We start from the raw sequence: 19219 nt of genomic DNA, 5'->3' as shown, positions 1-19219 counted from the left end.
GTCGGCGACCTCGCATACTCGCGGTCGCGGGGGTATTGCTGGTCACATTGGCGGGGACCGTCGCCCTCGGCGCCGGTCCCGGCTTCGCCGCACCCACCGCCGGTGACCAGTGCTCACCACCCGGTATCGCCGCGGCCAGTGCCGCACCCACCAATCTGGCGACGTCGCAGCAGACGCCGAACGCGGACCGGTTCACCACGGCGAACACCGAACCGCTGGACAAGATCGACATCAGCAAACTCGGGCTGCTCACGCCCGGCAAGCTGAGCGTCGGCACGCTGTCGGACGCGCCGCCGAGCATTTGCGTGAACTCCAAGGGCGTCTTCACCGGCATGGACAATGAGCTGCTCAAGGCCATCGGGGCCAAGCTCGGGCTCCAGGTGGAATTCAGCGGCACCGAATTCGCGGGCCTGCTGGCGCAGGTCGCCAATGGGCGCTTCGACGTCGGCTCCTCCAACATCACCACCACCGACGCCCGCCGGGATCTGGTCGGGTTCACCAATGGCTACGACTTCGGCTACTTCTCCCTGGTCGTGCCCAATGGCGGTGGCATCAAGGGTTTCCCGGACCTGAACAAGGGCACCCGCGTCGGCGTCGTGCAGGGCACCGTGCAGGACGAGTTCGTGGTCAATGAACTGCACCTGGATCCGGTGAAGTTCCCCGACTACAACACCGCCTACGCGAACCTGAAGACCGGTCAGATCGATGCCTGGGTGGCCCCGTCGGCGCAGGCCGTGGGCGCGATCAAGCCGGGCGACCCGACCACGATCGCGCAGAACACCTTCAGCCTCAACAATTTCGTCGGCTACGCGGTGCGCAAGGACAATCAGCCGCTCATCAATGCGCTCAATGCCGGACTGGACGCGGTGATCGCGGACGGCACCTACGCCAAGCTCTACGAGGACTGGGTGCCGCGCGAACTGCCGCCCGGCTGGAAACCCGGATCGAAAGCCGTTGCCGCACCGGATATGCCGGACTTCGCCAAGCTGGCCGCCGAGCACGGCGGCGGCACCGACAATGCCGCGGTGCAGCCGAAATCCACACTCGCACAGCTGAAGGACACGTTCTTCGACTGGTCGCTGTACCGCAAGGCCTTCCCGGACCTGATCAAGACGGGTCTGCCGAACACGCTCATCCTGGCGGTGGTCTCCGGTGCGCTGGGTACCGCGCTCGGCATGCTGCTGGCCGTCGCGGGCATCTCGCGCACCCGCTGGTTGCGGTGGCCCGCAAGGATTTACACGGATATCTTCCGTGGCCTACCCGCGGTGGTGATCATCCTGATCATCGGCCTGGGCATCGGACCCGTCGTGAAGAACGTGACCGGCAATAACCCGTACTGGCTGGGCGTCGTCGCCCTGGGCCTGCTCGCGGCCGCCTATATCGGTGAGATCTTCCGCTCCGGAATCCAATCCGTGGAGGCCGGTCAGCTCGAGGCGGCCCGCGCCATCGGCTTCGGCTACCGCCACGCCATGACCCTGGTGGTGATTCCCCAGGGCGTGCGCCGAGTCCTCCCCGCGCTGATGAACCAGTTCATCGCGCTCATCAAGGACTCCTCGCTGATCTACTTCCTCGGCTTGCTCGCCAGCCAGCGTGAACTGTTCGCGGTGGGCCGAGATCTCAACTCGCAGACCGGAAATCTGTCACCGCTGGTCGCGGCTGGCCTGGTGTACCTGCTCCTGACGATCCCGCTGACCCACCTGGTCAACTACATCGACAATCGCATGCGCACCGGACGCGACGAGAAAACCATCGATCCGGTCGAACAGGCCGTGATCACGGAAGGGCGTGGAGCATGAGTGCTTCTCTCACCGGCACCGGCCTGCATGTGACGCTGGGCCGCAATGAAGTACTGCGCGGCGTGGACATCCAGGTCGACGCGGGCAAGACCACCACCGTCATCGGCCCCTCCGGCTCCGGCAAATCCACCCTGCTGCGCGTCCTCAACCGCCTGCACGAGCCGACCAAGGGCGACATCCTCCTGGACGGCAAATCCGTCCTGAAGGACAACCCCGATGAACTCCGCCGCCGAATCGGCATGGTCTTCCAGCACTTCAACCTCTTCCCGCACAATACGGTCGCGGAAAACATCGCCCTCGGCCCCCGCAAACTGCACGGCCTCTCCAAAGAACAGGCCCGCGCCCTAGCCCTCGAACAACTCACCGCCGTAGGCCTGGAAGGCAAAGCCGACGCCCGCCCCGGAAACCTCTCCGGCGGCCAGCAACAACGCGTAGCCATTGCCCGAGCCCTGGCCATGAAACCCCAACTGATGTTCTTCGACGAGGCCACCTCGGCCCTGGACCCAGAACTGGTGAAGGGCGTCCTCTCCCTCATGGCAGACCTCGCCAAGGGCGGCATGTCCATGATCGTCGTCACCCACGAAATGGGCTTCGCCCGCTCGGTTTCCGACCAGGTCGTCTTCATGGACCACGGCCAGGTAGTGGAAACCGGCCCCCCAACCGCCCTCTTCGACAACGCCGAAACCCCCCGCCTCCGCCAATTCCTCTCCCAGGTCCTGTAACCCCCCCAAGCAAGATCAACATGCAGTGGTGCAAGGAAATCGAACGAATTCCGCTCACAACTGCATGCTGATCTTGTGAGGGAGCTGTCAGCACTTTTCCCAGTAGCCCGGGGAGGTTTCCTTCAGGGTGCTCTTGATGAAGACGTTCCAGAGGCCCAGGTTTTGGTTCGAGCCATTGGCGTACGCGTAGCCGTTCGAGGTGTGGGCTCGGCCCGCCGTGGTGTGGGCGTAATTGGTATCGGTGATGCAGGTGGGGGTGGGCGTCGTCGTCGGCGGGGTGGTCGTCGGTGGAGTGGTGGTGGGTGGGGTGGTTGTCGGAGGCACCGTGGTTGTCGGGGGAACTGTTGTGGTGGGCGGGGTTTGGCCGCCGCTGAGTTTGCGGACCATGCCCATGATGGCTTCGATTTGTTTGCCGCCGTGCCAGGCGTAGGCGGCATCGCCGCCGTAGCCCCACCAGTTCCAGCAGCCATTCGGGTTGGTGGTGTTCGCGGTGGACAGGGGGATCGCCTGGGGATAGAGGACGATCATGTTGTTGGTGTCGGCGTATTCGTTGAGGTAGGCGTCCTTCATGAAGGTGTCGCCGAAGGATTGATAGTCGAAGCCCTGTTTGCAGCCGTGCAGGGCCACCATCAGGCGGCAGCTCGCGCCGTCGGAGCAGGGTTGCGGGATATAGGCGAAACCCTTGGCGTCCATGCTGATCGCGTTCGCGTCACCACCGGGGGCATACGCGTTCTGGTCGAACTGAACGAGTTTGCCGCCAAGTGAGGTCGCGGGTGCGCTCACCGAACCCATCAGGGTGGTCAGCATGTCCTTCTCCGGATCATTGCCGCACTTGTTGACGAACGGCGACTGCGTATCGGAACAGGCGACCGGCCCCAGCGGGCTCACCCAGGCGTGCCCGGCCGCGGTCGCCTTGTTGTAGGTGACGTTCGCGCCGAGACCCGAATAGTAGGTCGCCAGATCATCATTCACGGCCTGAAGCACCGTATTGTCGCTGGTCCCGTGGTAGAGGTACACCGGAGAGCCGGACAGATCGGCGACCGCGTCGACCTTCCCGGAGTCGGCCAGACTTCTGGTCGCCGCCTCGAGCTCGGCGGGCGACTTGCGCGACCCGTTCTGCATGCAGCCGTTCTGGGCGGTCACCGCGTAGTCGAAGTCACCGGCACACCGGTAGGGCCCGGCGGTGAAGATCCCCGCTCCGGAGAAGACACTCGAGTAGGCGACATGGAGCTGATTGGCCATATAGCCGCCGGACGAGACGCCCGACACGTAGGTGTCGCTGATGTTGTAGCCGTGCAAGGTATCCGGTGTCGGGCTGGGCACGGCAGCGGACACGACAGTCACGGCCGCTGCGGCAGCGACGGCGGCCAAGGCGGCGGTCAGCAGCGCCGAGACCGAGGTGGTCTTCCTCATTCTTTTCCTTCTTCTTTCAGCTGCGCAGGGCGCAGGTGTTGGCGAGGTCGGTATCGGCGGGACGCGTCAGGGTGGCGTTCGGGGGCGGTGATTGTCCTGCGGCGACCCAGATTTCGAGTGCGGTGAAGGCGCTGTGGAAGCAGGGCAGGAGGGGTCGCAGCAGATCCGGATGGGTGTCGTAGAGGCCGTCGACGTGATTGCCGCCCTCGATGCGGTAGTACCGGTGCAGGTCGGCCCGTCCCTGATCGGCGATCATGTCGGCGTAGACGTCGGAGTCCCGGCCGATCGGCAGCAGGGTGTCCAAGGTTCCGTGAATCGTGATGAGTGGGCGTTGAATTCGGCCGGTGAGGGCTACGCGACGCACGGCATCGTGGACGGCGGCGGGGCGTGCGGCGTAGTCGTAGTTGGCGTCGCATTGGGGCGAGCCGGAGGCGCAGAATGGGGTGCCCGCTTCGGTGGCGGCATAGCCGGGGTCGAATACCTGCCGGTAGACCCGCTGGGTGAGATCCCAATAGGTCTTGTCGTGGTATTCCCACAGTGGTTCGGATTCCGGTGAAAAGCCTGCCGCCACAATGGCATCGCGCGCCGTCGGGTCGGTCGCGGCGCTCGGATAGTTCGCCATGGCGGGTGGCAGGAAGGTCAGCGGGTTCGCGGCGTCACTCCACAGCGTGCCTTCCCAGTCGACGCCGCCGTCATAGAGCCACGGCATGTTCTCCAACTGCCAGCGAACCAGGTAACCGCCATTGGACACCCCGGCCATGTAGGTGTGCGCTGCGGGCCGCCCGTAGCGCTGCGCGACCGTGGCATCCGCGGCGAGCGTCAATTGCGTGACCCGGGAATTCCATTCGGCGACGGCGTCTCCGGGCGCGGCACCGTCGCGATAGAAGGTCGCCCCGGTATTGCCCTTGTCCGTGGCGGCGAAGGCATAGCCCTGCGCCAGCACCCAGTCGGAGATGGTGAAATCATTGGCGTACTGGCGGCGATTTCCGGGCGCACCGCTCACCACCAGCCCGCCATTCCACTGTTCGGGCAGCCGAATCACGAACTGGCTGTCGTGATTCCAGCCATTATCGGTATTCGATGTCGAGTTGTCCGGGAAGTAGCCGTCGATCTGTATTCCGGGCACGCCGGTCGGGTTCTTGGCCCCGGCCGGATGCAGGCCCGCCCAATCGGCGGGCACCGTATGCCCGGAGGCGACCGTCCCCGCGGTGGTCAGATCGTCCAGGCAGGCGGACACCTGCACTTGCGCCCCCACCACGAGCGGGGCCGAGCAACCCTCGGCGCGGATCCCCTGGCGCTGGGCGGCGATCGACGCCGCGGACTGAATGACCACGGCGGCAATGGATCCCGCGAACACGACCGCGACCGATGCGGTGGCGATCTGCGCGGCCAGGCGGCGAACTTGCGGCATGGAGCTCCTCCTCGAGCGGAATGCCGGAAATTCTGTTCACCGGCGAGCTCCGTCACCAGGTGGATGCCACCCACTTCTCCGCCTCGAATATGTCGATCGGCCACATCGCCAAGCCCTGGTGTGCGCCATAGTGTTCCAGCTCACATCTCGATTCATGGAAGGCAGTGCGTACCGACAATGACCGCCATGAACTGCGAGATCTTCCTGGAATTGCTCGAGCGGGAAGCTCCGGCCGTCGAGTTCGAGGGGCCCTTGCTGGAGGCTCGCGCCGCGGGCGTACCGGCCGCCACCCTGGCCGAACTCGAGTCGACCAAGCTGGCCGCCCTGAGGGTCCGCGCATTGCTGGAGCGGCGGGCCCGGCGCGAGGCGGAGCTGGCGGCCCTGTTCGACACGGCCAGCGATCTCGCCGGGTTGCGCGATGTCGACGCGGTCCTGCAGGCCATCGTGCATCGGGCCCGGCGGCTGCTGCATTCCGATATCGCCTATATGACGCTGCCCGATCCGCAGAGCGACGACACCTATATGCGGGTCACCGACGGGTCGGGGTCGCAAGCGTTCCGGGCCTGCCGGTTGCCGATGGGGGCGGGGCTGGGCGGTCTGGTCGCGCAGACCGGGATGCCGTACTCCACCCCCGACTACTTCGCCGATCAGCGCTTTCATCACACACCGGAGATCGACGGTGCGGTGCAGGACGAGGGCATTGTCGCCATTCTCGGGGTGCCGATGAAGCTGGGCGAGCAGGTGATCGGGGTGCTGTTCGCCTCGCACCGGGACGCCCGGCCGTACGCGCCCGAGGAGGTCGCACTGCTGGTCTCGTTGGCCGCGCACGCCACGATCGCCCTGGATTCCGCCCGGTTGCTCACCGAAACCCGCACGGCCCTGGCCGAACTCAGCGCCGCCAATGAGGCCATGCACGCCCACTACAACACGGTGGAGCGCGCCGCCCAGGCACACGACCGAATGACCGATCTGGTGGTGCGGGGTGGCGGCGTGGACGATGTGGCGGCGGTCGCCGCGGACATTCTCGGCGGCGCACTGCTGGTACTAGACTCCGATGGCCGCCGGATCGGCGTCATCGATCCGTCCGGTTCCGGACCGCACGAGCAGCTCGACGATGACCATCTCGTCGGCGAAATCGCGTCCACCGCAGCCCATCTCGGCAGGGCCGCGCGCATGAAGGAACTATGGGCCGCGCCCGGCGGCGCGGGCGCGGAGCCGCTGTGCACGCTGGTCCTGCACCACCCCGACGAGTTGTCGCCGTCGGACCAGCGCATTCTGGAGCGGGCCGCCCTGGTCACCGCGCTACTGCTGCTGTTCCGCCGCAGCATCGCCGAGGCCGAGGGCCGGGTGCGCGGTGAACTCCTGGACGATCTGCTCAGCGGCCGAGTCCCCGATCGCGCCGCCCTGCGCAGCCGCGCCGGACTGCTCGGCATCGAGCTCGAGCAGCCCCACGTGCTCGTCGTCGTAGACCACGGCGCACATCACCGAACAACCACCTGGACAGCCGATTACGCCATCTCGCGGCACGGTCTGGCAGCCACCCGTGGCGAGCAGACTGTCCTGCTACTGCCCGGCGCCGATCCCACCGCGGCCGCCCGCCATATTGCCCGGGAACTCACCGCGGCCGTCGGCACCGCCGCCACCGTCGCCGGTTCCGGACCGGTCGAACTCCCGTCGGGAGCCCCGGCCGCCTATCGGGAGGCCGAGCGTTGTGTACAAGTGCTGCACGCGCTGGGCAAGCGAGGAACCGCGGCCAGCGCGGACACCCTCGGCTTCGTCGGTCTGTTGATCGGCCAGGGCACGGACGTGATCTCGTTCCTGAACACCACATTGGGCCCCGTCGCCGACTACGACCAGCGCCGCGGCACCCCACTCATGCACACCCTGGAAACCTATTTCGCCACCGGTTGCAGTCTCAGCAATAGCGCGAAACACCTGCACATCCACGTGAATACGGTCACCCAGCGACTGGAACGCATCACCGGCCTACTCGGCGAGGGTTGGCAGAACCCCGACCGCGCCTTGGAGATTCAGCTGGCCCTGCGCCTGCACCACCTGCGCGAATCAGCCGTATTCGCGGGGTGAGGACCACTAACTCGGAGGGGTCAGGACGTCGTTCAGGGTGACCATGGAGAGGTTTCGCTCGCGGACGATGTCGGTGAGCTGGCCGTAGAGGTTGGTTATGGTGGGGCGGTTGGCGTGGCCCAGCACGATTGATTGGGCGTTGAACCAGGTGCGGGCGGCGTCGAGGAGCATGCCCTCGTTGATGACGGTGTTGGTGTCGTTCAGGGTGCCGGTCCACATGACGGGGACGGAGTAGCCGGAGTCGGCGGCGGCCTGGTCGACGGTCGCATTGTGGCGGCCGTAGGGCGGGCGGTAGTAGGGGGTGCCGTCGGTGCCGAAGGTGTTCCATAGGAAGGCTTTCGCGCGGTCGATCTGATCGGCGACGGCACCGGCGGAGAGGCGGGTCAGGTCCGGGTGGTTCCAGGTATGGTTGCCGAGCTGGATCTGGCCCGAATCCACCAGGGGGCGCAGGGAATCCAGGTGATCGGTCCAGGAGGGGTAGTAGGCGGTCACGAAGAAGGTGAATCGGGAACCGGTATTGCGGGCGAAATCTATGAAGGCTCCGACGGTTTGGGAGCTCGCGCCGTCATCGATGGTGAGCGCCAGATTATTGCCGACCCCCGGCACTGCGCTCAGGGTTCCCGGGCCGATCTGCGTGCGCGGTGTCAGTGGCGGCAGGGTCGAGGGCAGGCCGGGGATGAGCCCGCCCGCCGAACCGGTGTCGAAGGGGTCACCGTGTGCCTCGCTATTTCCCAGGAGGGTGGCGGCGGTGCCCGCGGCCAGCAGCGTCAGGAGCCTGCGTCTGTCCATCTTCGACCTCTTCACTCACTACAAGCACCGGCGATCGCCGGAACAGCTACTCCCCCACGGTCACTGGCTCACCGGGGCGGGATCAGAACGTCGTTCAGCGTGACCATGGACAGATTGCGTTCCCGGATGATGTCGACCAGCTGGTCGTAGCAGTGCGTCACGGCGGGGGCATTGGCGTGGCCGATAATGATGGTCTGGGCGGCGAAATACTTTCGCGCGCACTCGATCAGGTACTCCTCGGTGATCACGCCGGAATCCGACAGCGAGCCGTACCACATGGTGGGCACGGTGTAGCCGAGGTCGGCGGCGACCCGATCGACGGTGCCATTGTGGCGGCCGAACGGCGGCCGGTAGTACGGCGTGCCGTCCACGCCGAAGTTATTGCGCAGGAACGTCCTGGCCTGATCCAGCTGGGAGGAGATGCCACTCGCGGACAGGGTGGTCAGATCGGCGTGACTCCAGGTGTGATTGCCGAGCTGGATCTGACCGGAATCCACCAGCGGGCGCAGGGCGTCGCGATGAATGGTCCACGAGTCGTACTGGGCGGTCACGAAGAAGGTGAATCGCGCCCCGGTATCGCGGGCGAATTTGATGTACGCGCCGACCACATCGGCACTCGCGCCGTCATCGACGGTGAGCGCCATGCTGGTGCCATTGCCAGGCAGCGCGGTGATCGTCCCGGCCCCGATCGGGGTCTTCGGGCCGCCGGGAGGCGCGGGCAGGCGCGGAGCGGTCGGGAAGTTCGGGACGGTGAAGGGGTTGTCGCCCGCAGAACCGGTATCCAGCGGATCGCTGTGTGCCTGGTTGCAGCCCGCCAGGGCGGCCACCGTGCCGGATGCCAGCAGCGTGAGCAGCCTTCGTCTATCCATTTCCCGCATTCACTCCGAATTCGCGCCCCTACATGCGGAGCTTTCGTACTTTCCTCGCATAGCTCCACCGTTATATCCACAGACGGTGAACTGGGCACGAAATCCGCGCGAAACGATTCGAATTCAAATGGAACGTTAAGGCTGCTCTCAGAGTGAGTGCGAACTCAGCGTGGAATCGGGCGCAGCACGATCTCGGTGGGATGCGCGTCGCGCGGCGTGTGCACGGCATTGCGCACGGCCCCGGCCACGGTCGCCGCCTCCAGGAAATTTCGCGGCTGGTATTCGCCGCCCTCGTCCGCCACGATCTCGCGCTGCATGTCGGTGTCGATGCGGCCCGGGTGAATGGAGGTGACCCGCAGGCTCGGTTCCTCCAGGCGCAGCGCGTCACCGAAGGCGCGCAGCCCGAACTTGCTCGCCGCGTACGCGCTCCAGCCCGGATTGGCGCGCAACCCCGCGCCCGAATTGACCAGCACCACATGGCCGTTGGCGGCGCGCAGGGCGGGCAATAGCAGGCGGGTCAGCTCGGCGACCGCGATCAGGTTGGCTTCCAACGTATTCCGCCACTGCGCAACGGACGAATCGGCTATCGTTCCCAAGTCGGCGATTCCGGCGTTATGCACCAGCACATCCAGACGCTCGATCGGTTCCGCCGCGCGGGCCACGGCCGGATAGTCGGTGAGTTCGACCGGCCATCCGGCCGAACCCGGCAATTCGTTCAGGATCGGCTCCAGCGCCGCCGGCGTCCGCGCGCCCAGCAGCAGCCGGTGCGTCGGGGCCAGCTCCCGGGCGATGGCGGCACCGAGCCCGCGACTCGCGCCGGTGATCAGCGCGGTCGGCTGGTCATTGCTGAGCTTCGCGGAATTCGCCATGCGATCACCGTAACCGGGTGCCCGGTCGCGGCGATGCTCCGGGCGAGGCACCACAGCATTCACGAACAGGCACTGTCACGAGAAGGCGAACAGAGTGCAATCTGGCGATCAGAGGCCGTCCCTCCGCCCTGCCGCACCCCCCTCCCACCGCGCATACCTGCGGGTTCCGGCGCAGAATAGGGCGATGACGCACTCAGGTTTCACGCCGACCCAGCTCGCGGCCCGCGCCGCCTACCTGCTGCGCGGCAACGACCTGGGAACCATGACCAGCGCCGCCCCCAAGCTGTATCCGCACATGTGGAGCTGGGACGCGGCCTTCGTGGCGGTGGGCCTGGCTCCCTTGAGCGTGGAGCGCGCCGCCCTGGAACTCGACACCCTGCTGTCGGCGCAGTGGCGCAACGGCATGATCCCGCACATCGTCTTCGCCAATGGCATGGACGGCTACTTTCCCGGGCCCGCCCGCTGGGAATGCAAGCGACTCGCCGCCGACGCGCCGGAAGGCCCGGACACCTCCGGCATTACCCAGCCGCCGGTGCATGCCATTGCGGTGCAACGGATTCTGGATCATTCGCGCCGGCACGGCCGCTCCACCCGGCAGGTCGCGGAGGAGTTCCTGCAACGCCGGTGGCCGGATCTCATGCGCTGGCATCGCTGGCTCGCCTATGCGCGAGATCCCAAGCAGCACGGGCGGATCACGCTGTATCACGGCTGGGAGTCCGGCATGGACAACTCGCCGCGCTGGGATCGCGCCTACGCCAATGTGATTCCCGGACCGGACCTGCCGCCGTACGAGCGCGCCGACCTGCAGGTGGTGGGCGATCCGACGCAACGGCCCAGCGACCGCGAATACGACCGGTACATGTGGCTGGTGGAGCAGATGCGCCGGGCCGGATATGACGATTACCAGCTCGCCTCGACCATGAGCTTCGCCGTCGAGGACGTATTCGTCACCGCCATCTTCTCGCTGGCCTGTGATGTCCTGGCCAATATCGGCGAGGACTACAAGCAGCCGCACGCCGATGTGCGCGAGCTCTACGAATGGGCCGACTACTTCCGCGCCGGAGTCGTCGCCACCGCCGATGCCCGTACCGGTGTGGCCCGGGATTTCGATGTGCGCGCCGACAAGTGGATCGAGACCGAGACCCTGGCCTCCTTCGCGCCGCTGTTGAGCGGCGGCTTGCCGCGCGATGCCGAACGCCGATTGCTGCGCCTGTTCGAGGGTCCGCGCTGGTGCGGGCATCCGGACCTGCGCTACGCCCTGCCGCCCTCGACCTCGCCCGTGGCCAAGGACTTTCGGCCGCGCGAGTACTGGCGCGGGCCGGTGTGGCCGGTGATGAGCTGGCTGTTCTCCTGGGTTTTCGCCCGCCGCGGCTGGGCCGAACGCTCCTTCATGCTGCGCGCGGAAGGGTTGCGCCAGGCCAGTGACGGCAGCTTCGCCGAGTACTACGAACCGTTCACGGGTGCGCCTCTGGGCAGCATGCAGCAGTCGTGGACGGCCGCATCGGTATTGGACTGGCTGGGCTGAACTCCAGAGTGCCGAATCCCCACAGTGAGTTATAGCTAACACTTGGACAACACGCGGGCGAGTGCGCTGGCTTATGACTGAAAGCCCACATAGCGTGCGATCGCATGGTCCGACGAAACCGCTTGGTTCCGGCCAGTTTTGTGGCAGCCAGCATTCTCGCAGCTATGTCCACCGCCCCCGCGGCCGCCGATACCAGCGGCCCGGATGTGTCGTCCTGGCAGCACCTCGACGGCACCATGATCAACTGGCACGCGGTGCGCGCCTCCGGCAATAACTTCGCCATGGTGAAGGCCACCGAGGGCCTGAACTACGTGAACCCGTACTTCGTGCAGGACAGCCTGCTCATGCGCACCGCGGGCGTCGCGCGCGGCACCTACCACTACGCCCGGCCCGAACTCCCGCCCGAACCGCAAGCCGCGCTCTATGCCGCCGTGGTGCTCGGCCAGAACGGACCGCTCGACCTACCCCCGGTCCTCGATATGGAGAACTCCGGCGGCCTCCCGCCCGGCGCGCTCATCGACTGGACCCACCGCTACCTGAATACGGTCCAGGCCCTGACCGGCCGCGCCCCCATCGTCTACACCTATCCCAACTTCTGGCGCACGGCCATGGCCGACTCCAATGAGTTCACCGGGTACCCACTGTGGATCGCCGACTATCGCGGCAATGATGATCCGGAGCTTCCCGGCGGGTGGGCGAACTGGACCTTCTGGCAATACACCAGCAAGGGCAGCATCCCCGGCATATCCGGCAATACCGACCTCAACGTATACAGCGGAGCCCAAGGCGATTTCGGCCGCTTCGCCAATATCCCCAATTTCGGCAGCAGCGCCTCCGGCAGCGGCACCGGGAGCATGGGAAGCAGCTGAACTAGGCCCGGAGTGAGAACGGGCCCGGTGTGCATCGCACACCGGGCCCGCTACTTCCGTTCGCGCCGTCAGGCGACGATGTTCACCAGTCGGCCGGGGACGACGATGATCTTGCGGGGGGCATTGCCGCCCAGCAGTTCCGCGATCTTCTCATCGGCCAGGGCGGCGGCCTGGACGGCCGCCTGATCGGCGTCGGCGGGGACGCTGACGCGGCTGCGGACCTTGCCGTTCACCTGGATGGGGTACTCCACCGAATCCGCCACCAGCAGGGCCGGATCGGCGATCGGGAAGGGGCCGTGGGCCAGGGAAGTGGTGTGGCCCAGGCGTTCCCACAGTTCCTCGGCGATATGCGGGGCCATGGGGGCCAGCATCAGGACCACGGATTCCACCACCGAGCGCGGTGCGCCCTCCGGATAGGTCTTGGTCAGGTGGTTGGTCAGCTCGATCAGCTTCGCGCCCGCGGTGTTATCCCGCAGGTTGGCGTAGTCGTCGTCGACGCCGGCAATGGTCTTGTGCAGCAGGCGCAGGGTTTCCGGCGACGGCTCGGCGTCGGTGACCTTGACCTCGCCGGACTCCTCGTCGACCGTCAGACGCCAGACGCGTTGCAGGAAGCGGTGCGCGCCGACGACATCCTTGGTCGCCCAGGGGCGGGAGGTGTCCAGGGGGCCCATGGACATCTCGTAGAAGCGGAAGGTGTCCGCGCCGTACAGGTCGCACATCTCATCGGGGGAGATGGCGTTCTTCAGCGACTTGCCGATCTTGCCGTACTCCTGGAAGACCTCGATCTCGATGCCGGAGGTATTGGTCCAGAAGAACTTTCCGTCCCGCTCCACGATCTCGGCGGCGGGCACGTACGCGCCGCGCTCGTCCGTGTAGGCGTAGGCCTGGATGTAGCCCTGGTTGAACAGGCGGCGGTACGGCTCGTAGCTCGACACGTCACCCAGATCGAACAGGACCTTCTGCCAGAAGCGCGAGTACAGCAGGTGCAGCACCGCGTGCTCGACACCGCCAACGTACAGGTCCACGCCGCCCGGATCGTTCGGGCCGTGCTCCGCGGTGCGCGGGCCCAGCCAGTACTGCTCGTTCTCCTTGGCGCAGAACGTCTCCGAATTGGTCGGGTCGGCATAGCGCAGCTGGTACCAGGAGCTGCCCGCCCAGTTGGGCATGACATTGGTGTCGCGGCGGTACTGCTTGGGGCCGTCGCCCAGATCCAGTTCGACGTGCACCCAGTCGGTGGCCTTGGCCAGCGGCGGGGACGGCTCGGAGTCGGCATCGTCCGGGTCGAAGGTGACCGGCGCGAAGTCCTCGATCTCCGGCAGCTTCACCGGCAGCATGGATTCCGGCAGGGCGTGCGGCGCGCCGTCCTCGTCGTAGACGATCGGGAACGGCTCACCCCAGTAGCGCTGACGCGCGAACAGCCAGTCGCGCAGCTTGAACTGGATCTTGCCGCGGCCGTGGCCGTTCGCCTCCAGCTCCGCGACCACCTTGGCCTTGGCGGATTCGATATCCAGGCCATCCAGGTAGCCGGAGTTCACCAGGGTGCCCTCACCGGAGTAGGCGGCCTCGGAGATATCGCCGCCCGCAACGACTTCCACGATGGGCAGGCCGAAGGCGGTGGCGAACTCCCAGTCGCGCGGGTCGTGGCCGGGGACGGCCATGATCGCGCCGGTGCCGTAGCCGCTCAGCACATAGTCGGCGATGAAGATCGGCACGCGCGCGCCGTTCACCGGGTTGGTGGCGTAGGAGCCCAGGAAGACGCCGGTCTTCTCCTTGTTCTCCTGGCGCTCCAGATCCGACTTGGCCGCGATCGACTTGCGGTATGCCGCAATGGCTTCGGCCGGAGTGTCCGCGCCGCCGAAGGTCCAGCGGGCATCGGTGCCGGACGGCCAGGCCGCCGAGGTCAGCCGATCCACCAGCTCGTGCTCGGGGGCCAGCACCACGTAGGTCGCGCCGAACAGCGTATCGGGGCGGGTGGTGAACACCTCGATAGTGTCGCTACCGGCCTCGAACTTCACCTGCGCGCCACGGGATCGGCCGATCCAGTTGCGCTGCATGGACTTCACGCTCTCCGGCCAGTCCAGCTCGTCCAGGTCGTCGACCAGGCGATCGGAGTAGGCGGTGATGCGCATCATCCACTGCCACAGGCGCTTACGGAAGACCGGGAAATTGCCGCGCTCACTGCGGCCGTCGCCGGTGACCTCCTCATTGGACAGCACGGTGCCCAGCCCGGGGCACCAGTTGACCATCGAATCCGTCTGGTAGACCAGGCGATACGAGTCGATCAGGGCATTGCGCTCGGACGTGGCCAGGTCGGCCCAGGCGCGGCCGTCGACGGGGGCGCGGCGGCCGTTCTCGAACTCGGCGATCAGTTCCTTGATCGGTCGGGCGCGCTTCAGGCCCTCGTCGTACCAGGCGTTGTAGATGCGCAGGAAGATCCACTGCGTCCACTTGTAGTACTCGGGATCGGTGGTGGCGAAGGAACGGCGACGGTCGTGGCCCAGGCCCAGCCGGTCCAGCTGGCGCTGCATGGTCGCGATATTCGACTCGGTGGTGACCCGCGGATGCGCGCCGGTTTGCACGGCGTACTGCTCGGCGGGCAGGCCGAAGGCGTCGTAGCCCAGCGCGTGCAGCACATTCCGGCCGCGCATGCGGTGGTAGCGGGCGAACACATCGGTGGAGATGTAGCCCAGCGGATGCCCTACATGCAGGCCCGCGCCCGAGGGGTACGGAAACATGTCCTGAATGAACAGCTTGTCGGCCGGAGTTTCGCCCTGCAGCGGGCCGACCGGGTTCGGCGCGTAGAAGGTCCCGCGCTCCTGCCAGGCCTGCTGCCACTTCTGTTCGACACGACCGGCCAGGTCGGCGTTGTAGCGGTGTGCGGGAACGTCGCCGCCCCCCGCCGCCGCCGCGGTGGGTGTATCGGTTGCACGTGTGTCCTGCACGGTCCTGCCTTCTGTCCTAGCCGATCCCCGATAAGGTCGCTCACCAGGGTAAAGCGTGCGCACCCCCAGGCCCAAAAAGGGTCGAACCTCGCACGGCAACACGCCCAAGGTTCGCGGCCCGTCTTGGTTCTGGACTGAGTGGAGCGGGGGAGCGCAGCGGAGGAGCGGAGGGAGGGAAGAACCGAGACTTCGGGGGCCGCGAACAGCCCGGAGCGAAGCGGAGGGCAAATTAAACACCGTGTAGCCTCGACCGGGTGTTTGTGGTAGCGATGTTCCTCTTCGTCCTGTCGGCGGTGGCCGTGGTCACCGGGGTGCTCGGGCTCACCGGAACCCTGCCGCCCAACCGCGTTTTCGGTGTGCACAGCGAGGCCGCGGTGCGCTCGGAAGAGAACTACCGGCTGGCCAATCGCGTGGCCGCCCCCACCTCGATCGTCGCGGGCGTGCTGCTCGCCGCGAGCGGTGGCGTCGCCCTGATCGCGTCCGGCATTGTCGCCATTATCGTTCCGGTGCTGGCCGTGGTGATCGCCGTCTTCACCCTCGGGGCCGGTGCGGCCGCCGCGGAGAAGGCCATGGCCGCCCTCGCCCCCGCCGAAGAGGTCGGCGGCTGCGGCAGCTCCTGCGGCTCCTGCTCACTGCGCGACGCCTGCGCCCCCGCCAACTGAACTGACTCGACCGAAACCGATTCAGTTCGACAGCGACCGGCGCATCCAGATGTGCGGAATTCCCGCATCCATGCCGATTTCGCCGTACGGCTCGTACCCGAGCTTCTCGTAGAACCCTTGTGCCTGGGTCTGGGCATGCAGCTCGACCGTCGTCAGCCCGCGTTCCCGGCCCCGATCCTCGATGGCACGGACCAGGGCCGCCCCAAGCCCGGTGCCGCGGGTCCGCTCCAGCACGGCCAGCCGCCCGAGCAATCCGACGCCGTCGCGGACGATCAACCGCCCCGCCCCGGCCGGTTCGCCATTCAACCGGGCCAGGAAGTGATCGGCCGTCCGGTCCAGCTCGTCGATCTCCTCTTCCATGGGGACGCCTTGCTCATCGACGAAAACCTGGACGCGGATCGCGTAGGCATCGGCCAGCTCTTGTTCGTTGGTGACGGTAACGACCTCGATCATGAGGCCAGCATGCCTCAGTGTGATGGGTCACTTGCCGCGGGTTCGCCGCCGCCAGGCGGTGCCGGGAGGTTGCGGGACAGCGGGCTACCGGGCGGATTGATATAGAGGACGGTCAGTGATCGTCGTAATGCCCGTCGTGGGCGGCGTGCCGGTGGCCGTCATGCAGATAGTCGACGTGGTCGCCGTGCTGGACCGCCTCGTGCCCGCAGTCCGTGCCGTGCTGGTGATCGTGGTTCTCGTGCGCGATATGTCCGGCGGGCTCGCATTCGTCCCAGTGGCCGTCGTGATCGCGGTGCAGATGGCCGTCGTGCGCGTAGTCGACGTGATCGCCATGGTCCACGGCGGTGTGTCCGCAACTGGGACCGTGGGCATGATCGTGATCGGTGTGCACGGCGTGCGCTGTCGTCATAGAAGAACCTTTCCGAGGTGGCAGGAACTACCTAGCAAACGCATGCCGACATTAGCACTTACGCATTCGATTACCCCCGGGCGCGAAATCGCCGCGATACCGCGCGTCTCCACCCCTCGTGGCGCTGCGGCTCGGGCAGCCCGAGCTGCCGGGCGAAGGCGGCAGCGTCTTGCGCGGTGGTGGTTTTCGGCCGATCGCGCGCCCACTCCAGGAACCGGGCGGTGAACTCCGGGCCGCACTGGTGCGCGAGCAAGGGAAATCGCCGTGCGACATCATCAGCCCGCTTGTGCAGCAACGCATGTGCGGTGGCCGAGACATCCGGAGCGTCGAAGCCGGGCGGCACCGGTGCCCCCGCGACCAGCGCGCGCACCAGCGCCGCCTGCCGCTCCGCGAGAGTTCCCGCGCTGCTCCGGAACTCAGGTGATGCGGTGGGGTCACCGAAATCGCTCATGCGAACCGCCCTCCGGAGCCGACCGTGATCGGCGGGCGACGGGCCGCGACGGCAATGGCATTGAGCTCGGCGACGAGTTCCGCTGCGGGAGGATAGTTCCCGTCGCGCTCGAGCATGAGCGGGACCGGGCGACCGGCTTCCCCTGTTCCCGAATCTGCCCGCGTGAACTCGGCGACCAGTGCCAACACTTCGGCGGGCACCGGGTGGGAGTGCGTGTCGTGATAGCGCCCACCGGACTCCCGCCCACCCGCGATATGGCAGTAGGCCAGCCGCTCGGTCGGCAGTGACAGCAGTTCGGTAAGCGGATCGCGGCCTCGATTGCGGGCATTGGCATACACATTGGCGATATCCAGCAGCAGATACACACCCGTGCGGTCCACCAGCTCCCGAAGGAATTCGGCCTCGCTGAACTCCGCATCGGGCCACTCGAAGAGCGTCGCGATGTTCTCCACCGCGAGGGGCACCTCCAGTTCGCGCTGCATGCGGGAGATATTGCTGCTCAACGCATCCAAGGCCTCGCGAGTCCGGGGAACCGGCAGCAAATGCCCCGCCTCCACCCCATCCGCGCGAACAAAGGCAATGTGCTCACTCACCAGCGGTGACCCCAGAACGCGAGCACACTCCGCGAGGTGCGTCACGCGATGTTCCTGCACCGGCTCCGCGCCGCCGAGTGACAGCGAAACACCATGCGGTACAACGGCTACGCCCCGCGATGCCAGTGCCGCGAGTTCTTCCGGCACCGCCAGCTCCGGCTGCTTGCCGCGCCGTGAACTCCCGAATACGCCGGACAGCCTGCCCTCGCGACGGCTCGTTCGATTCGGCATCGGGGCGAGCGTTTCGGCGATCACCTCGCAGAATCCGATGCCCGCCAATTCGGCGATGATGCCGCAGATTTCGCTGCGCCACCCGATGCCCAGCGCCCGTGCGGGCAGTGGATCCGTGCCGGTGGCCGGTAGTGGTGAGCGATTCATCCGCCGCAACCCCCGCCGCAACCCCCGCCGCCGCAGCTACTGCCGCAGCCGCCACCGCCACCGCCGCCATCACTGCCACCGCCGTCGCTGCTGGAGCAGCTGCCGCCTGAGCCGCTGAGCCCGCCGAGCGCGAGTGTGCCGGTCGCACCGGCCAATTCGGGGTCGAGGGACCACAGCACCATGGCTCCGAACAGGGCGGTGGCCAGGGCCGCGCTGTCCGGGCCGTAGGAGTTGTAGGCGGGCCGGTGGGCCGGGCTCAGGTGGCTATTGCGGCGCACCGCGTCATTGACGGCGGTGCGGCCGCGTCGGGTCAACCGCCCGGGGCGCATCACCAGCAGTGTGAAGAACACCAGCCCGATCATGGTGAGGATCAGGTAGACGACGGACCGGTGATTCGCGATGCCCGCGATCACCCGTGCCAGTCCGAGCAGCAGCACCGTGAACAGCGGCAGTGCGGCCAGGAAGAATTCCTTGCGCTGGTCCGCTCCGGTCATGAATCCACGTTTGGCGAGCGACGTGCGCAGGCCCTGCACCGATCCCCGCGCGGCCGCGGCGAGTGCGCTCACATGCCGTTGATCGCTGACCCGCAGATGGGCGTACAGGGTGCGCGAGACGGGTTCGAGCGCAGCGTTTTCCACCTCACCCGGGGTCCGGATCGGTGCGCCGCTCGAGTCGATGAGCTGATGGCCCCGCAATTGTGCGAGCGCGGCCAGCACCGGCCGCCGGTCATCGAACAACATGGCGGTCTCGGCCGGGGTCAAGGCGGATGATGCCACCGGCACCTCCCCGGCCACCCGAATGATCCTGGCGCGCTGCGTGAATCCGTAGATCACCGCCAGCACCCCGGCCAGCAGGTAGAGCTCGAGGAAGGCCGGGCCGGATATTCCCCACGTATCGGCGGCGACCGGAATGCTTGTCCCGGCCAGGGCGGTCCAAGAGACCATGGCGATTCCACCCTCAGAAGTCGGACTACTGATCAACAC

Annotated in this window: 17 protein-coding genes; 6 read left to right on the top strand and 11 right to left on the bottom strand. The window is 66.8% G+C overall.

Annotated features, from left to right (window positions below; genetic code table 11):
- The first annotated feature begins 47 nt into the window (after positions 1 to 47).
- Entirely contained in the window at positions 48 to 1796 is a 1749-nt protein-coding gene (locus tag AB0N05_RS18975; protein ID WP_364696483.1) for an ABC transporter substrate-binding protein/permease, read from the top strand.
- Positions 1793 to 2518: an amino acid ABC transporter ATP-binding protein gene (locus AB0N05_RS18970; RefSeq protein ID WP_364695399.1), complete on the top strand. Its 726-nt coding sequence runs from the start codon at positions 1793 to 1795 to the stop codon at positions 2516 to 2518. Before AB0N05_RS18975 ends, AB0N05_RS18970 begins: the two co-directional genes overlap by 4 nt.
- Positions 2519 to 2605: 87 nt before the next feature.
- On the opposite strand, the gene AB0N05_RS18965 is transcribed toward AB0N05_RS18970, so the two are convergent.
- Both AB0N05_RS18965 and AB0N05_RS18960 read right to left on the bottom strand, forming a co-directional pair.
- Entirely contained in the window at positions 2606 to 3931 is a 1326-nt protein-coding gene (locus tag AB0N05_RS18965; protein ID WP_364695397.1) for a PHB depolymerase family esterase, read from the bottom strand.
- Positions 3932 to 3947: 16 nt separating this feature from the next.
- Complete coding sequence (locus AB0N05_RS18960; RefSeq protein ID WP_364695394.1) at positions 3948 to 5342, bottom strand: tannase/feruloyl esterase family alpha/beta hydrolase; 1395 nt, start codon at positions 5340 to 5342, stop codon at positions 3948 to 3950.
- A 186-nt stretch (positions 5343 to 5528) separates the two neighbouring features.
- On the opposite strand from AB0N05_RS18960, the gene AB0N05_RS18955 reads away from it, so the two are divergent.
- On the top strand, positions 5529 to 7427 hold the full coding sequence (locus AB0N05_RS18955; protein WP_364695391.1) for a GAF domain-containing protein: 1899 nt from the start codon (positions 5529 to 5531) through the stop codon (positions 7425 to 7427).
- A 6-nt stretch (positions 7428 to 7433) separates the two neighbouring features.
- Here AB0N05_RS18955 and AB0N05_RS18950 read toward each other — a convergent pair whose 3' ends face one another.
- The 3 genes from AB0N05_RS18950 to AB0N05_RS18940 all read right to left on the bottom strand — a co-directional run bounded on the left by AB0N05_RS18950 (position 7434) and on the right by AB0N05_RS18940 (position 9954).
- A complete protein-coding gene (locus AB0N05_RS18950) occupies positions 7434 to 8216 on the bottom strand; it encodes a polysaccharide deacetylase family protein (RefSeq protein ID WP_364695388.1) in 783 nt (260 codons plus the stop codon).
- A 68-nt stretch (positions 8217 to 8284) separates the two neighbouring features.
- On the bottom strand, positions 8285 to 9085 hold the full coding sequence (locus tag AB0N05_RS18945; RefSeq protein ID WP_364695385.1) for a polysaccharide deacetylase family protein: 801 nt from the start codon (positions 9083 to 9085) through the stop codon (positions 8285 to 8287).
- Positions 9086 to 9249: 164 nt separating this feature from the next.
- Entirely contained in the window at positions 9250 to 9954 is a 705-nt protein-coding gene (locus tag AB0N05_RS18940; protein WP_364695382.1) for an SDR family oxidoreductase, read from the bottom strand.
- Between the two features lie 184 nt (positions 9955 to 10138).
- On the opposite strand from AB0N05_RS18940, the gene AB0N05_RS18935 reads away from it, so the two are divergent.
- Together AB0N05_RS18935 and AB0N05_RS18930 are read left to right on the top strand one after the other, a co-directional pair.
- Positions 10139 to 11479, top strand: a complete 1341-nt coding sequence (locus AB0N05_RS18935) for a glycogen debranching protein (protein WP_364695380.1) — start codon at positions 10139 to 10141, stop codon at positions 11477 to 11479.
- 164 nt (positions 11480 to 11643) lie between these two features.
- On the top strand, positions 11644 to 12348 hold the full coding sequence (locus tag AB0N05_RS18930) for a glycoside hydrolase family 25 protein (protein WP_364695377.1): 705 nt from the start codon (positions 11644 to 11646) through the stop codon (positions 12346 to 12348).
- A gap of 68 nt (positions 12349 to 12416) precedes the next feature.
- On the opposite strand, the gene leuS is transcribed toward AB0N05_RS18930, so the two are convergent.
- Entirely contained in the window at positions 12417 to 15290 is a 2874-nt protein-coding gene (leuS, locus tag AB0N05_RS18925; protein ID WP_364695374.1) for a leucine--tRNA ligase, read from the bottom strand.
- A 254-nt stretch (positions 15291 to 15544) separates the two neighbouring features.
- On the opposite strand from leuS, the gene AB0N05_RS18920 reads away from it, so the two are divergent.
- Complete coding sequence (locus AB0N05_RS18920) at positions 15545 to 15952, top strand: SdpI family protein (protein ID WP_364695371.1); 408 nt, start codon at positions 15545 to 15547, stop codon at positions 15950 to 15952.
- Positions 15953 to 15973: 21 nt separating this feature from the next.
- On the opposite strand, the gene AB0N05_RS18915 is transcribed toward AB0N05_RS18920, so the two are convergent.
- The 5 genes from AB0N05_RS18915 to AB0N05_RS18895 form a co-directional block, all read right to left on the bottom strand.
- Positions 15974 to 16405, bottom strand: a complete 432-nt coding sequence (locus AB0N05_RS18915; RefSeq protein ID WP_364695364.1) for a GNAT family N-acetyltransferase — start codon at positions 16403 to 16405, stop codon at positions 15974 to 15976.
- Positions 16406 to 16517: 112 nt separating this feature from the next.
- A complete protein-coding gene (locus tag AB0N05_RS18910; RefSeq protein WP_364695361.1) occupies positions 16518 to 16814 on the bottom strand; it encodes a hypothetical protein in 297 nt (98 codons plus the stop codon).
- A gap of 70 nt (positions 16815 to 16884) precedes the next feature.
- Positions 16885 to 17265 carry a hypothetical protein gene (locus AB0N05_RS18905; RefSeq protein ID WP_364695358.1) on the bottom strand — a complete coding sequence of 127 codons (381 nt, stop codon included), beginning with the start codon at positions 17263 to 17265 and terminating at the stop codon, positions 16885 to 16887.
- Positions 17262 to 18236, bottom strand: coding sequence for a DUF692 domain-containing protein (locus AB0N05_RS18900; protein ID WP_364695355.1), 975 nt, complete (start codon positions 18234 to 18236; stop codon positions 17262 to 17264). The genes AB0N05_RS18905 and AB0N05_RS18900 overlap by 4 nt, the downstream gene beginning before the upstream one ends.
- Positions 18233 to 19180 (bottom strand): TIGR04222 domain-containing membrane protein, encoded by a 948-nt coding sequence (locus AB0N05_RS18895; RefSeq protein ID WP_364695352.1) that lies wholly within the window; start codon positions 19178 to 19180, stop codon positions 18233 to 18235. Before AB0N05_RS18895 ends, AB0N05_RS18900 begins: the two co-directional genes overlap by 4 nt.
- Positions 19181 to 19219 lie beyond the last annotated feature (39 nt).

The organism is Nocardia sp. NPDC051030 (genome assembly GCF_040683015.1).
Taxonomy (GTDB): domain Bacteria; phylum Actinomycetota; class Actinomycetes; order Mycobacteriales; family Mycobacteriaceae; genus Nocardia.
Note: the sequence above shows the minus strand (reverse complement) of the source record. Positions and strands in the feature narration are given on the sequence as shown.